11 protein-coding genes are annotated in these 13,473 nt (G+C 45.8%); 4 read left to right on the forward strand and 7 right to left on the reverse strand.

All coding sequences use genetic code 11. The features are described from left to right. The first annotated feature begins 60 nt into the window (after positions 1 to 60). Entirely contained in the window at positions 61 to 1,047 is a 987-nt protein-coding gene (locus ACF8EG_RS20120; RefSeq protein WP_031381152.1) for a cytochrome-c peroxidase, read from the forward strand. A 71-nt stretch (positions 1,048 to 1,118) separates the two neighbouring features. On the opposite strand, the gene ACF8EG_RS20125 is transcribed toward ACF8EG_RS20120, so the two are convergent. From ACF8EG_RS20125 to ACF8EG_RS20155, 7 genes are all read right to left on the reverse strand, one after another. Beyond that, on the reverse strand, positions 1,119 to 2,543 hold the full coding sequence (locus ACF8EG_RS20125) for an aspartate kinase (protein ID WP_015296832.1): 1,425 nt from the start codon (positions 2,541 to 2,543) through the stop codon (positions 1,119 to 1,121). 91 nt (positions 2,544 to 2,634) lie between these two features. After that, on the reverse strand, positions 2,635 to 3,021 hold the full coding sequence (locus ACF8EG_RS20130; protein WP_005464385.1) for an ectoine synthase: 387 nt from the start codon (positions 3,019 to 3,021) through the stop codon (positions 2,635 to 2,637). A gap of 15 nt (positions 3,022 to 3,036) precedes the next feature. Continuing rightward, positions 3,037 to 4,302, reverse strand: a complete 1,266-nt coding sequence (ectB, locus tag ACF8EG_RS20135; RefSeq protein ID WP_005464458.1) for a diaminobutyrate--2-oxoglutarate transaminase — start codon at positions 4,300 to 4,302, stop codon at positions 3,037 to 3,039. 35 nt (positions 4,303 to 4,337) lie between these two features. Next, complete coding sequence (gene ectA / locus ACF8EG_RS20140) at positions 4,338 to 4,871, reverse strand: diaminobutyrate acetyltransferase (RefSeq protein WP_005477699.1); 534 nt, start codon at positions 4,869 to 4,871, stop codon at positions 4,338 to 4,340. Positions 4,872 to 5,172: 301 nt separating this feature from the next. Beyond that, the gene (locus ACF8EG_RS20145) at positions 5,173 to 6,834 is read right to left on the reverse strand and encodes a BCCT family transporter (RefSeq protein ID WP_020838949.1); all 1,662 of its coding nucleotides are present in this window, start codon (positions 6,832 to 6,834) and stop codon (positions 5,173 to 5,175) included. A gap of 188 nt (positions 6,835 to 7,022) precedes the next feature. Next, positions 7,023 to 7,769, reverse strand: coding sequence for a 3'-5' exonuclease (locus ACF8EG_RS20150; RefSeq protein WP_005477841.1), 747 nt, complete (start codon positions 7,767 to 7,769; stop codon positions 7,023 to 7,025). Next, the gene (locus ACF8EG_RS20155; RefSeq protein WP_053315112.1) at positions 7,766 to 9,646 is read right to left on the reverse strand and encodes a DUF294 nucleotidyltransferase-like domain-containing protein; all 1,881 of its coding nucleotides are present in this window, start codon (positions 9,644 to 9,646) and stop codon (positions 7,766 to 7,768) included. Before ACF8EG_RS20155 ends, ACF8EG_RS20150 begins: the two co-directional genes overlap by 4 nt. 438 nt (positions 9,647 to 10,084) lie before the next feature. Between ACF8EG_RS20155 and proV the strand changes: the two genes are divergently transcribed. From proV to proX, 3 genes are read left to right on the forward strand one after another with little or no spacing between them, the layout of a single operon-like run. Further along, on the forward strand, positions 10,085 to 11,272 hold the full coding sequence (gene proV / locus ACF8EG_RS20160; protein ID WP_024701815.1) for a glycine betaine/L-proline ABC transporter ATP-binding protein ProV: 1,188 nt from the start codon (positions 10,085 to 10,087) through the stop codon (positions 11,270 to 11,272). A gap of 3 nt (positions 11,273 to 11,275) precedes the next feature. After that, entirely contained in the window at positions 11,276 to 12,361 is a 1,086-nt protein-coding gene (gene proW / locus ACF8EG_RS20165) for a glycine betaine/L-proline ABC transporter permease ProW (protein ID WP_025505026.1), read from the forward strand. Further along, positions 12,354 to 13,361 (forward strand): glycine betaine/L-proline ABC transporter substrate-binding protein ProX, encoded by a 1,008-nt coding sequence (gene proX / locus ACF8EG_RS20170; protein WP_029795784.1) that lies wholly within the window; start codon positions 12,354 to 12,356, stop codon positions 13,359 to 13,361. Before proW ends, proX begins: the two co-directional genes overlap by 8 nt. Positions 13,362 to 13,473 lie beyond the last annotated feature (112 nt).

Here is a 13,473-nt window from a genome sequence, read left to right on the forward strand (position 1 = left end):
GTTTCATAAGAAGTGCGCCGCTCTAGTGAGAGTCGAAAATCACATCAAAAGGAAGTTATTATGAAAACTCTTATCGCAGTGAGTGTTTTATCTATATTGTCTTTCGGTGCCTATGCTGAACGTCAATCCAACGAACCCATCAAGGTCATCGAACCCATTACTGGACTCGACAGTAAAAAGATTGAATTGGGTAAAACGCTGTGGTTTGAGCCGAGACTGTCGGCGTCGAACACCATTTCTTGTAATTCTTGCCATAACATCGCTAAAGGTGGCGTTGATAACTTACCAAGCTCAATTGGTCACAAATGGTCAATTGGTCCAATCAACTCACCTACGGTGTTTAATTCAGATTTGAATTTCGTTCAATTTTGGAATGGGCGAGCGAAAGATCTGCAAGAGCAAGCCGCAGGCCCTATCGAAAACCCATTGGAAATGGCATTTACCCACCAACTCGCGGTCGACACTCTTCAATCTATCCCTCAATACCGCGAGTGGTTTCAGCAAGCTTATGGCAGCAACAACATCACCATTGATAACGTGACCGATGCTATCGCAACATTTGAACAAACACTGCGTACGCCAAATTCTCCATTCGATTTATGGTTGAAAGGTAACGACGACGCACTTACTACTGCACAAGTGGAAGGCTATCAACTGTTTAAAGACAAAGGTTGCACCGCTTGTCACAGCGGACCATTAGCAGGCGGACAAATGTATCAAAAAATGGGGTTAGTGAAGCCATTTGCAACAGATAACCCAGATGTTGGCCGCAAAGCCATTACCGGAAGTGATTTCGATAAGTTCGTCTTCAAAGTCCCAACCTTACGTAACGTAGAATTAACCTACCCGTACTTCCATGACGGGTCTGTTTGGGATCTTCAAGAAGCGGTAGAAATGATGGCCGATCTGCAACTTGGTCAAAAGCTAACGAAAGAAGAGTCGACCAAAATCACAGAATTCTTGCGTTCTCTGACAGGCGAGCAACCACAAGTCACCTTGCCTCACTTACCACCATCAACTCATGAAACCGCAAGGCCAAATATTTAAAATTTGGTTGGCACTAGATAGAACAAAGGAGCCGAAAGGCTCCTTTTGTAACGTCTAAATCGATGAATCAATTAAGCCACATGCTCCATTGCGTTCGAGCCTTCGACAGGCGTAAAAAATTCATCGTGTAATGCACAAATAGCGCGTTGATATTCTTTGTCACTGACAACAAATTGCACGTTTACATTACGCAACGAAGAGTGCAACGCCACCGGTGTGACACCACTGTTCATGAGAGAAAGGACGCCCTTCGCTAACGTTTTGTTAGTGTCGATGTGAGAACCGATTGCTGAAATTAGCGCAACCATTCGCCCTTTAATGGAAGCATTCGGGTAACGTTTTTCGGCCTTGTATAACACTTTGTTTAAGCTGTCCGAGCTACCGCCAAGGTAATACGTAATCGAGTTAGCGTTCATCTCTTTACCGATCAAGCTGACGCGTGCATCAGAGATGATTTCCATCAATTCGTAGCTCACGTTGTCAACCTTGCCGACTATCGCTTGATCGAACAAGTGCAGTGCGAAGACCTTTTCTTTACCAGCAATGATTTCCACTTTGTCTTCTTCTGGGCGATACCCTGAAGATATCAACGTACCTTCATGTTCTGGCTCAAACGTGTTTTTGATTTGCAGCTCAATCCCACTTTCGCGCAAACCAGCGGCAGCATTGGGATGAATCGCCTCCATGCCCAAGTTAGCAAGTTGATCTGCTACATCGTAGTTCGTGCTTCCAATTGGCAACACTTTCTCTGGGCCGACCACGCGTGGGTCCGCTGAGCTCAAATGGTATTCTTTATGGATGATGGCTAGGTCTGCTTTGGTGATAGCGGCAATACGACTGAACGTCATTTCACTGTAGCCTCGGTCATAAGTGTGCATCAAACCTTCTTTGCAGTATGCATAACCCGTAACGATAGGCAGTTCTTTGGTCACATCGATATCAGCAAACGCGTCGCGAATGGAATCATCGAGACTTCTTGGTTCCTGATTATCCCAACCAGAGAGATCCACAAACCTCGCATTGATGCCCATGTTTTTCAGCTTAAGCGCTGTATTGTACGCACTGTGCGCTTCACCAATCGACGATAGAAACTCGCGAATTTGTGGCAGATAGTGACGCAGAGAAAACTGTCCGTATTGGCAGGTTTCTAGAATATTAGCGATACAATTTTTCGCCTCTGCAATGCGTGAACGAATGAACTTATCCGCTCGAATTCGATTCATTGGATCCGCAAAGATGTTTTCGTTAGTAAGCAACATGCGGCTTTCTACATACGCTAGGGCGTCTTGCCATTGATCGTCACGTTTAGCAATTAACTGATAGACGCCTGCTTTGCTGGTTTTTTTACATTCTAATAGCGCGTCGGTCATGCCACCGTATGCCGACACAACAAAAATGCGGTTATATGGCGTTTTGGGACGAAGAATAATATTGTCGAGAACAGCATCAAATGCTGTCATTGAAGTACCGCCGATTTTTTCTACGGTAAAAGTCATGATAAGCCTTTTTTGATTGGTAACGTTAAGTGAAATAGAGAAAAAGAAAGCGCGTAGAAATGTGAGGCGACGTGCACCTCACACTTAGCTTTTAGTCAACGAGCGGGTAAACGCCGTTTTCATCGTGCACTTCGGCACCTGTGATTGGGGGATTGAAAACGCACGCCATGACCATTTCTTTGTTTTTATATGCTCTTAGGTAATGCTCGTCGTGCTTGTCCAAAATGTACAATGTGCCCGGTTTGATTGGGTAAGTTTCGCCCCCCACCACTTCGATTTCACCTTCGCCGCTCATGCAGAAAACGGACTCTAGGTGATTTTGATAATGAATATGCGTTTCCGTTCCTTCATAAATCGTGGTGATGTGAAAAGAAAATCCCATGTTGTCATCTTTCAACAACATACGTACGCTTTCCCAGTTATCCGCGACTACGCGACGCTCACTATTTCGACACTCGTCAAGTGTTCTTACGATCATAACTGATAATCCTTATTAAGATGCTTGTTTGAAGTGTTTTGCAGCAATCGTTTCCACTGCACGTTCAAAGATGCTTAATCCTTGGTTCAGCTCAGATTCACTGATGGTCAATGGACAGAAGAACTTCACCACCTCATCGTCTGGGCCTGCGGTTTCAATCACCATGCCGTCGTCAAAACATGCTTTAGCGATTTCTGCTGCCAAGTCACCGTGAATACACTCGATGCCAATCATCATGCCGCGTCCCTTTTTCTGAACGAACATTTGCGGGAAACGACGCACGCAGCGATCAATCACTTCACTCACATTTTGCGAACATTGCTTAATGTGCGTTTCGAAATCGTCATTTGACCAGTAGATTTCTAGTGCTTTTGCCGCAGTAATAAATGCGTGGTTGTTACCACGGAACGTGCCGTTGTGCTCGCCTGGTTTCCATTGGTCAAGTTCTGGTTTCAGCAGTACAACCGCCATTGGCAGACCGTAACCACCGATCGATTTCGATAGCGTCACAATATCGGGTTCAATACCTGATGGCTCAAAACTGAAGAATGTCCCAGTTCGGCCACAACCAGCTTGAATGTCATCGACAATCAATAGAATGTCGTTTGCTTTACATATTTTACTCAAGCGCTGTAGCCACTCATTAGAGGCGGCGTTTAAACCACCCTCGCCTTGTACGGTTTCCAGCAATACGGCTGCTGGTTTGTCCATACCTGCAGAGTTGTCATTCAGCATAGTTTCGAACAGCGCCAAACCATCAACGCCAGCGTAACCTTCGAACGGAATGCGCGTTACGTTTGTAAGGCTTGAGCCGTTACCTTGTCGATGATGCTGATTACCTGTAGCCGCCAGCGCGCCTGCGGTACAACCGTGGAAACCGTTAGTGAATGCAACAACGCTGCTTCTGCCTTTCACTTTTTTCGCCAACTTGAGTGCCGCTTCCACCGCATTCGTACCAGTTGGGCCGGTGAATTGAACTTTGTAGTCCAGTTTTCTTGGTTTTAAGATGTAGTTATCCAGTGCGGCGAGAAAGCCCGCTTTCGCTTCTGAATGCATATCCAAACCGTGAGTGATGCCATCCATTTCAATGTATTCAAGCAGTGCTTGCTTCAATACAGGGTTGTTATGGCCATAATTTAGGGATCCCGCTCCAGCGAGGAAGTCTAAGTAGCGTTCACCTTGTTCTGTTTCTAGCCAGCAACCTTTCGCTTTGCGAAATACCACTGGAAAATTGTTTGAATATGAGCGTACGTTGGATTCCTGCTTTTTGAAAATATCCATGATGAGACCGTTTTTTGATTCCTATTGTTTGAGGATTATTTGAGAGGAATGCGATACAAAAACTCTGTATCGTGCTTGCCTTTAAAATGGGCTTTTTCATCCAAAAAGGTGCTGACTTGGCCATGATTGCCGTTCATCGCATCTAACTTTTTGAACAACGCCCAAGAGGCTTGGTTATCTTCCGTGATGGTCGTTTCTACCGATTTAACCTCGCTCAGCGCTTCCCTTTCGAGAAGCTCCTTGAGCATACGAAATGCTAAACCGTTACCTCTGAATCGAGGTGATACAGCGACTTGCCAAATAAATAATACGTCTTGTTCGTCAGGCTTCTGATAACCCGAGATGAAGCCAGCGATGTCGCCTTTGTGCTCAACCAAAATGCTGGTTTTGCTGAAATGCGTTGACTGTAGAAAATTGCAGTAAGAAGAGTTCATGTCCAACGGAGGACAATCTGCAATTAAGCTGTAAATGCCGTCACCATCAGAGATTTTAGGTTCACGAAAAATCCATTTTTTGCTTGGGTCTTCTCCAATTTCTGGATAAAGCACCCAAGGTGCTGATGTGATCATTTTGAAATGCATATCCTTTGACGTCTAATTAAATTTCGTATTTATTATGGACATTCTTTACGGTTGAAAATCAAATAATTGGCGTTTTAATCTGGATTAATGTGACCAAAATCACATAAAAACAACATTTAACCTAAAATTAAAATAGTTTGAACTCTAATTTATTAAAGCATTATTTAATACGAAACAACTCAACATGAGTCAGAATGCAGTGGGGTTTCAAAGAGGGGACTTAAGGTTTTTTACATAAAAAAACGGCACACTTTCGCATGCCGTTTTAAGGTTAGTTTTGTCGTCGTGGCTATTTATCTTTTTTGACTGCCTTGGTACTTGGACGAGGTTCATCCATTAGACCTTTAATCAAAGAAACTGTCGCAACAAGCAATACGATGGTAAATGGTAAGCCTGTAGTTACTGCCATCGCTTGAGCCGCTGCCAGCCCGCCACCGAGCATCAGTGCGATGGCGACTAAGCCTTCAAACGTACACCAGAAAACACGTTGTGGTGTTGGCGCATCGACTTTACCACCAGCTGCAATCGTATCGATCACAAGGGAGCCTGAATCCGACGACGTGATAAAGAACACAACCACCAGAATGATACCTACTACCGATGTAATTTCTGCAAACGGCATTACGTCTAACATAGCGAACAATTTAAGCGGAAGCTCAGCATTGAATACGGCTTCGTAACCGTCATTCACGTACTGGCTGATCGCTGTGCCACCAAAAGCTGTCATCCAAAGCACACAAACCGTCGAAGGAATCAAAATAACGCAGATGATAAATTCACGAACCGAACGTCCACGTGAAACACGAGCGATAAACATACCCACGAATGGTGACCAAGAAATCCACCAAGCCCAGTAGAACGCCGTCCAACCTTGCGAATAGTTCACGTCTTCACGTTCAAACGGCATAGACAATGCGGGAATGTTAGTGATGTACGATGCAATGTTGTCGAAAAAGCCAGTCAGAATCGCCATTGTTGGGCCAACGATGATCACAAAGAACAGCAACATCGCCGCCAGAATCATGTTGATTTCAGACAGACGTTTTACCCCACTATCCAGGCCTGCAACCACCGAGATCAGCGCCAATGCCGTGATCACTACAATCAACACGACTTGAGTTGTGTCGGTCATTGGCACACCAAACAAGAAGTTCAAACCTGTTGCTGCTTGTGAAGCGCCATAGCCGAGCGATGTCGCCAGACCAAATACCGTCGCAACAACCGCAAGAATATCAATGATGTGCCCTACCCAGCCCCAAACTCGTTCACCAAACAGCGGGTAAAAAATGGAACGCATGGTCAGTGGCAACCCTTTGTTGAACGAAAAAATCGCTAAGCCAAGGGCCAACAATGCATAAATCGACCAAGGGTGAAGTGCCCAGTGGTAAATGGTCGCAGCCATACCAAGCGCAGATGCAGCATCTGTATCACCAACCGCACCACCAAGTGGTGCCCAGTCGGTGCGCACACCATTTTCAATGTTCACGCCGCCAAGTGCAGAGCTGAAGTGCGACATTGGCTCAGACACACCAAAAAACACTAATCCGATGCCCATACCGGCTGCGAACAACATCGCTAGCCAGCCTGCATAAGAGTAATCTGGTGTCGCTTCAGTACCACCAATTCGAACTCGGCCAAGCGGTGTCACAATCAAGACCAAGCAGACAATGACAAATACGTTGCCAGAAGCAAGAAAGAACCAGTCAAGATTGGATACTAGCCAAGCACGTAAGCCAGCGAAAAAGGGTTCAACTTGTTGGCGAAAAGTTAGCGTTGCCACAACAAAGAGGACGATAGCCATCCCAGAAATTGCGAAAACTCGGTTGTGAATGTCTAAGCCGAATGGGCCGACTTTTAACGCAACGTTATCCTGACCAATCTGATAGTCAGTATCTATCGCGTTTACCTTTCCATCGGGACGTTTAATCCCACCATTATTGTCGGTGCTCACGAATAATCTCCTTAACAATACGTGACCAAATTTAAATACTTTGTAGGAGTTTGAGTGATGATTAGTTCACATCACCAAGCACAAGTTTAAGTATATGTATTTTCTTAAAGTAGTAGCTCTCATTAGCATCTTAAAAGGAAACACCTCCATCGATCATTTGATGTTTTTGTATTTAAGGTAAATAACATTTATTGCCAAATAGCAGAAATTGGCATGTCTCGGTTAAAGTGATATTGCAACTGAGCTTGAAACAACTCTGCCGTCGCCAATGCATCCGTTAATGCGTGATGCGGTTGATAAGCAGGCAGACCATATCGTTCCCGAGCATGCCCTAACCTCACTGACCCTGGCTTCTTACCTTTTAACTTGTTCCAGATGCCTGAGCATTCTCGGCGTTGAAGCGCGTACTCAATATCCAATGTATCAACGACAGGAAATTGAATCCCTTCGCCAATGGTGTTTAAAAGCGCATTATAAAAAAACTGTCGCTCGATATTCTTGTAGTGCACCAGCACCACCTTGCCAGCGAGTGCATCCAAAATCTCACCTAGTATTTGCGTTAATTGGGGCGCGTTTTTCACTTCAGAATCCGTAATGCCATGAATAACGACAGACTCCTCATTAAGCTCTCGGTTCGGATTTACAATCCAATGCGCTGAACCACTGCACTGCACTCGGTCAATCGTAAACGGCACAAGACCAATGGTAAGAATGGCATCGTCTTCTGCATTTAAGCCCGTCGTTTCAAAATCTACCGAGACAAACGGCACCTCTTTTAATGGCGTATCCCCATTCACCATAGGAGTCGAATAGTATCGCTTCAACCGTTGATCTTGCGCTTGCTCTGCCAACTGCTCAAACAATACTGACCACTCCGGCGTTTGCGAAGTATCGAGCAGCGGTGTACTCGCCTTACTTTTTTCCAACCACATCATTTACTGCTTCTTTGGTAGCGGAACTTAATGAAGTTCTGCGCATTGCTTAGAATTTGGAATGCCGCTTTCAGATTACGACGTTCGAAATCAGACATGTTTTCTGGCTCGATGTTGTTATCCGGCTCGTCGCCATTTTCAATATCCAAGGCTTGGTGACGGATTCGAACCATATAGATAAGCTCCATCGCATCTCGCAAGTCCATTCCTCGCCCTTTTGGCAGAATCCCGGCGTCATTAATGTCGTCTAATCGATCAAACGAGTTTTGCGAACGCGAACCAATCGCCAAGGCATGCACTCGAATCAAATCTGCCAGCGGCGCGGTACCGCGTCGTTTAAGGTTGATAGAGTTGCGATGACGCCCATCTTTCTCCATCACGAAATCTTTAAAAAATCCTAACGGCGGCGTTCTTCGAATGGCGTTGTAAGCCATACAAGCCAAAAATCGATTGTTCTTTTTGGCTCGTCTGACAATAAAGCTACTCAGTTGCTCTGCCCATTTCACCCGGCCATGAATCCCTAGCAAATCGAAGAAAATATTGCTGTTGAGCAACCTCTCTGGCGTCGGATGATCGATCCAATCGCCAAAGCACTCTTCCCATTGCGATTTGGTTTTTCGCCATTCAGGATTGGTAGCCATAATGTCGCCCGTACAATAGGTATAGCCGCATGCCGCCAATCCATCACATACAAATTTCGCAAACTGCGCGAAATATTCGCCGTGCTTGTCAGGATCGTAACTGTCATCAAGAATAAGGGCGTTATCTTGATCGGTGACGATGAGCTGCTCATCTCGCGCCATCGATCCCATCGCAACCAGACAGTATGGAATTGGGGCAGGACCAAGCTCTTGTTCGGCGAGTTCCGCTAATCGCTGCTTAAAGCTGCTGCCAATCACCGACATCGCTCGTCCAATCATGTGTGCGTTGGCGTCTTCATTGACCATGCGAACAAAACAATCTTTCACTTGTAAGGAAACTTGTTTGAGATCCTCCACACTGGTCTGTTGGAAAATCGAGCTCACCAGCAACAAGCTGTTTTGAGATTCGTAACGGACAATGTCCGTCATACCGATGATGCCTATTGGCTTTTTGTCTTTGAGAATCGGCAGATGATGCACGTTGTAGCGAAGCATGGTCAGCATCGCTTCAAACACATACGCGTTGTAATCGAGCGATACCACGTCGTAACTCATGACCTCGCTCACCGATATATTGGTATCAATCCCCTGCGCCAAAACCCGTATACATAAATCGCGGTCAGTAAGAATGCCAAGCAGTTGATCATCATCCTCTTCGGTCAGTTCTTCGGTTGGGCGGACGATGAGCAAGGCGGTGACGTTCTCTTCTGCCATTAGGCTTGCAGCTTCTTGAATAGAAGCGGTCGCTTCGAGTGTCACAGGGTCACGAGTCAGGATTTTACGCGCTTTTGCGGTTGTTAAATCATTGCCATCGGAGCGACTAGAGATCGCATTGCGAAGCCGAGCGCTATCTTCAAGCTCCATAAAATCCGCGAAGTTTTCAAACTCGTCGCAAAGTTCGTTGAAGATGTTCTCAGGAATGCAATACACCAAGGTGTCTTCAATCGCTTTTGCTGGCATACGAACGCGGTTGTTCATGAGCAACCCCATTTGCCCGAACAGGCCACCAGCATCAATACGGTTATAAAGTTCACCTTTGCGTCGATAAATCTCTACCGCTCCACTGCGTACCATATACAAGTCGCGAATCGTATCGCCAAATTTGAGGATGTCGGTACCTTGACGGAAATACGCCACTTCTGAATGAATGGCGATTTTTTTTAACTGCTCTTCTGGCAGTTCATCGAAAGGAGGATGTTGGCTAATGAAATTGAGTACTTCTAACTGCTCGGCTTCCATTCTTTATTCCATGCGTTGCCTAAAGTAACCAGATCAATATCATCTCGATTTAGCATAAGCAACAGATAACGCTAAGACTTCTGCTTACCTCATCATGTTATGTTTGTTTTTTTCAAGCATAAGTTTGAACTCTAACTATTTTACTATTCTTCCCTCCTCTAAACACTGAACAACAAATATGCAACTCTACTGTGCCGATATGTATTAAAAACTTAGAAATAAATTCAACGTCGTATTTATCGCCTAAAAGCACAAACAAAAACATTCATAACCAAATGTTTTAAAATGATTTATCAATAAAACAATGAAAGTTCATTACTACGAAAAATATGATCACAGAACACCAATAAGCCAAGTCAATCATTTGAAAACTTTTACCAATTTAATTAGAGTACAAAGCGTTAACTCGTGATAAACACATAACAAAGGACAATTAACATGGATCCCATACTGGAAGTTAAGGGACTTTATAAAGTGTTTGGAGAAGCTCCGGAGCGAGCATTCTCACTCATCGAAAAAGGCGTTGATAAAGACGATATTTTTGAACAAACTGGCTTAACCGTTGGCGTCAACGATGTATCTCTGACCATCAATGAAGGCGAGATTTTTGTCATTATGGGGCTCTCTGGCTCAGGAAAATCCACTCTCGTTCGACTTCTCAATCGACTCATTGAGCCCACCAAAGGCAGTGTTTACCTCAAAGGGAAAGACATTGCTCACATCTCCGAAGAAGAACTACGCGAAGTTCGTCGTAACAACATTTCAATGGTTTTTCAAAATTTTGCGCTCATGCCCCACATGTCGGTGATAGAAAATGCCGCTTTTGGCCTGGAACTCGCAGGCGTCGATGTGACTATTCGCCACGAAAGTGCATTATCAGCGTTGCAGAGAGTTGGATTAGACACCTACGCTGAATCGTTTCCTGATGAACTATCAGGTGGTATGAAGCAGCGTGTTGGTCTTGCCCGCGCCCTAGCTTGCGACCCCGATATTTTGCTGATGGATGAAGCGTTCTCCGCGCTCGATCCTTTGATTCGTTCTGAAATGCAGGATGAATTGATTCGTCTGCAAAATGACGATAAACGCACCATCGTGTTCATTTCGCACGACTTGGACGAAGCCATGCGCATCGGTGACCGAATTGCCATCATGCAAAACGGCGAAGTTGTGCAAGTCGGCACACCAGATGAAATTCTTCATAACCCCGCCAATGATTATGTCGAGGCGTTTTTCCGCGGCGTTAATGTCGCCAGCGTGCTAACCGTCAAAGATATTGCGCGCAAGAAGCCCGCTGCGGTATTCAAGAAATCCGAACACGACGGCCCTGGCTCTGCCATGCAAATCTTGATGGATCACGACCGTGATTACGGCATCGTCGTCGATAAATCTAGCCGATATTCCGGCATCGTTTCTCTCGACTCCTTACGCTTAGCCCACAAGGAAAATCGCTCCTTGGCCAGCGCTCAATTAGAAGATGACGTGACCCTTCAGCCGGACCAGTCTGTGAATGACATTCTCGGCGTCGTGGCGAGCGTTCCTTATGCTGTGCCAGTAGTCGATGAGCAAGGAACCTATTTTGGTGTCGTGACGAAGTCGCGTCTTCTGCAAACACTCGATAAGGATTAAACGATGTCTACAGAGCAAACAAATAACGATCCTTGGTCGCAAGCCGCACCAACACAAGAAGACCCGTGGTCACAAGGTAGTGAGGCCGCAACCAGCAACGATTGGTTGAACAGCGAAACCGTGCAAGAGACACCTTTCGATATCATGAACCCATTTCAAGATGCCGTTCTCCCACTCGATAATTGGGTAGAATCTGGGTTGAATTGGCTCGTTGAACATGGTCGCCCTGTTTTTCAAGCCATACGAGTTCCGATCGATTTTATCTTGTCCTCATTCGAAACCGCGTTAGTCTCTACGCCGTCACCGATTATGGTGCTGATCCTATTTTTACTCGCGTGGCAGTTTTCTAACTTCAAACTTGGTTTATCAACACTAGTATCGTTAGTGTTCATTGGCTTGATCGGCGCTTGGTCTCAAGCCATGACCACGCTCGCCTTGGTGCTCACATCGGTGTTTTTCTGCTTGTTGATTGGCTTACCCATGGGGATCTGGCTAGCCAGAAGTCAAACCGCCGCCAAATTTGTAAGACCAATATTGGATGCGATGCAGACCACCCCGGCGTTCGTCTACCTTGTTCCGATAGTGATGCTGTTTGGTATTGGTAACGTACCGGGCGTTGTCGTGACGATCATTTTCGCGCTACCACCAGTGGTTCGATTGACCATTCTTGGGATTCAACAAGTACCGGAAGAGCTTATCGAAGCGGGTCACTCTTTTGGTGCAAACAAAAAGCAAATGCTGTATCGCATTCAATTGCCGCTTGCGCTGCCAACGATCATGGCGGGCGTCAACCAAACCTTGATGCTTTCTCTGTCGATGGTGGTTATCGCCTCGATGATCGCCGTGGGCGGTTTGGGTCAGATGGTGTTACGAGGCATCGGACGACTGGACATGGGTCTGGCCGCTGTCGGCGGTTTAGGCATTGTGATCCTCGCTATTTTGTTGGATCGCATTACGCAAGAGCTTGGCGTCAACGCCGGCAATACCAAACTTCGCTGGTACCATACCGGCCCTATCTCTTATCTGCTCAAATTTAAAACCAACAAGAACCAAAACGACCTAAAACTTAGGAGAAATACGAATGAATAATTCATGGAAGAAAGCGCTGTCTGTCGGCGCGCTAAGCACAATCGCATTTTCGACTTACGGTATTGCTGGAGAGTTACCGGGAGCAGGCGTCGCGGTTCAACCTGTACAGTCCACTGTCGCTGAAGAGACATTCCAAACGTTGATTGTAAACCGCGCTCTGGAAGCTTTGGGTTACGATGTCCAACCAACCAAAGAAGTGGATTACAACGTCGGTTACACCTCGATAGCGAAAGGTGACGCAACATTCTTAGCGGTTGGCTGGTTCCCGCTCCATGCAGACAAATACACCATGTCAGGTGGTGATGATAAGTTTTTCCGAGAAGGCCAATACGTCAGTGGCGCAGCGCAAGGCTACCTCATCGATAAGAAAACCGCCGAGAAATACGGCATTACGAACATTGGTCAGTTAAAAGATCCAAAATTGGCGAAGCTATTCGACGCAAATGGCGATGGCAAAGCCGATCTTACCGGCTGTAACCCAGGTTGGGGGTGTGAAATGGTGGTTGAGCATCAGTTGGACGCGTTCAAACTTCGTGACACCGTCACTCACAACCAAGGTAATTACGCCGCAATCATTGCTGATACAATCTCCCGCTACAAAAAAGGCGACCCAATTCTTTACTACACATGGACACCGTATTGGGTAAGTGGCGTACTTGTTCCGGGTAAAGACGTCGTTTGGCTAGAGGTGCCATTCTCGTCTCTTCCTGGTGAACGTAAAGACATCGACACCACACTGAAAAACGGCAAAAACTACGGTTTTGAAATGAACTCTATGCGCATCGTCGCGAACAAAGAGTTCACCGAGAAGAACCCATCGGCAGCGAAACTGTTCGAAATCATCAAACTGAATATCAATGATGTCAGCGCTCAAAACATGATGATGAGCCAAGGTAAAAATAGCGCGGCAGACATCGAAGCGCACGTAAATGGCTGGATTAAAGCCAACCAAACAACCTTTGATGGTTGGATTGAAGAAGCGAAGAAAGCGGCAATGTAACGCCCAAACATCTTACCAAACCGCTAAAGCTTTAGCGTATCTTTAGTTCCTCAGTGAGAAAATGAAAAGCCAGTCGATTATTTAGACTGGCTTTTTTATTTAGATCACTCAA

This window comes from Vibrio sp. YQ_11, from assembly GCF_043103065.1.
Taxonomy (GTDB): Bacteria; Pseudomonadota; Gammaproteobacteria; order Enterobacterales; family Vibrionaceae; genus Vibrio; species Vibrio parahaemolyticus.

Coding starts and splice junctions, on each gene's coding strand:
- ectA (WP_005477699.1), bottom strand. CDS start 4,871: ATGATCACATCAGCACCTTGGGTGCTTTATCCAGAAATTGGAGAAGAC.
- proV (WP_024701815.1), top strand. CDS start 10,085: ATGGATCCCATACTGGAAGTTAAGGGACTTTATAAAGTGTTTGGAGAA.
- ectB (WP_005464458.1), bottom strand. CDS start 4,302: ATGGATATTTTCAAAAAGCAGGAATCCAACGTACGCTCATATTCAAAC.
- proX (WP_029795784.1), top strand. CDS start 12,354: ATGAATAATTCATGGAAGAAAGCGCTGTCTGTCGGCGCGCTAAGCACA.
- ACF8EG_RS20120 (WP_031381152.1), top strand. CDS start 61: ATGAAAACTCTTATCGCAGTGAGTGTTTTATCTATATTGTCTTTCGGT.
- ACF8EG_RS20150 (WP_005477841.1), bottom strand. CDS start 7,769: ATGATGTGGTTGGAAAAAAGTAAGGCGAGTACACCGCTGCTCGATACT.
- ACF8EG_RS20130 (WP_005464385.1), bottom strand. CDS start 3,021: ATGATCGTAAGAACACTTGACGAGTGTCGAAATAGTGAGCGTCGCGTA.
- proW (WP_025505026.1), top strand. CDS start 11,276: ATGTCTACAGAGCAAACAAATAACGATCCTTGGTCGCAAGCCGCACCA.
- ACF8EG_RS20125 (WP_015296832.1), bottom strand. CDS start 2,543: ATGACTTTTACCGTAGAAAAAATCGGCGGTACTTCAATGACAGCATTT.
- ACF8EG_RS20155 (WP_053315112.1), bottom strand. CDS start 9,646: ATGGAAGCCGAGCAGTTAGAAGTACTCAATTTCATTAGCCAACATCCT.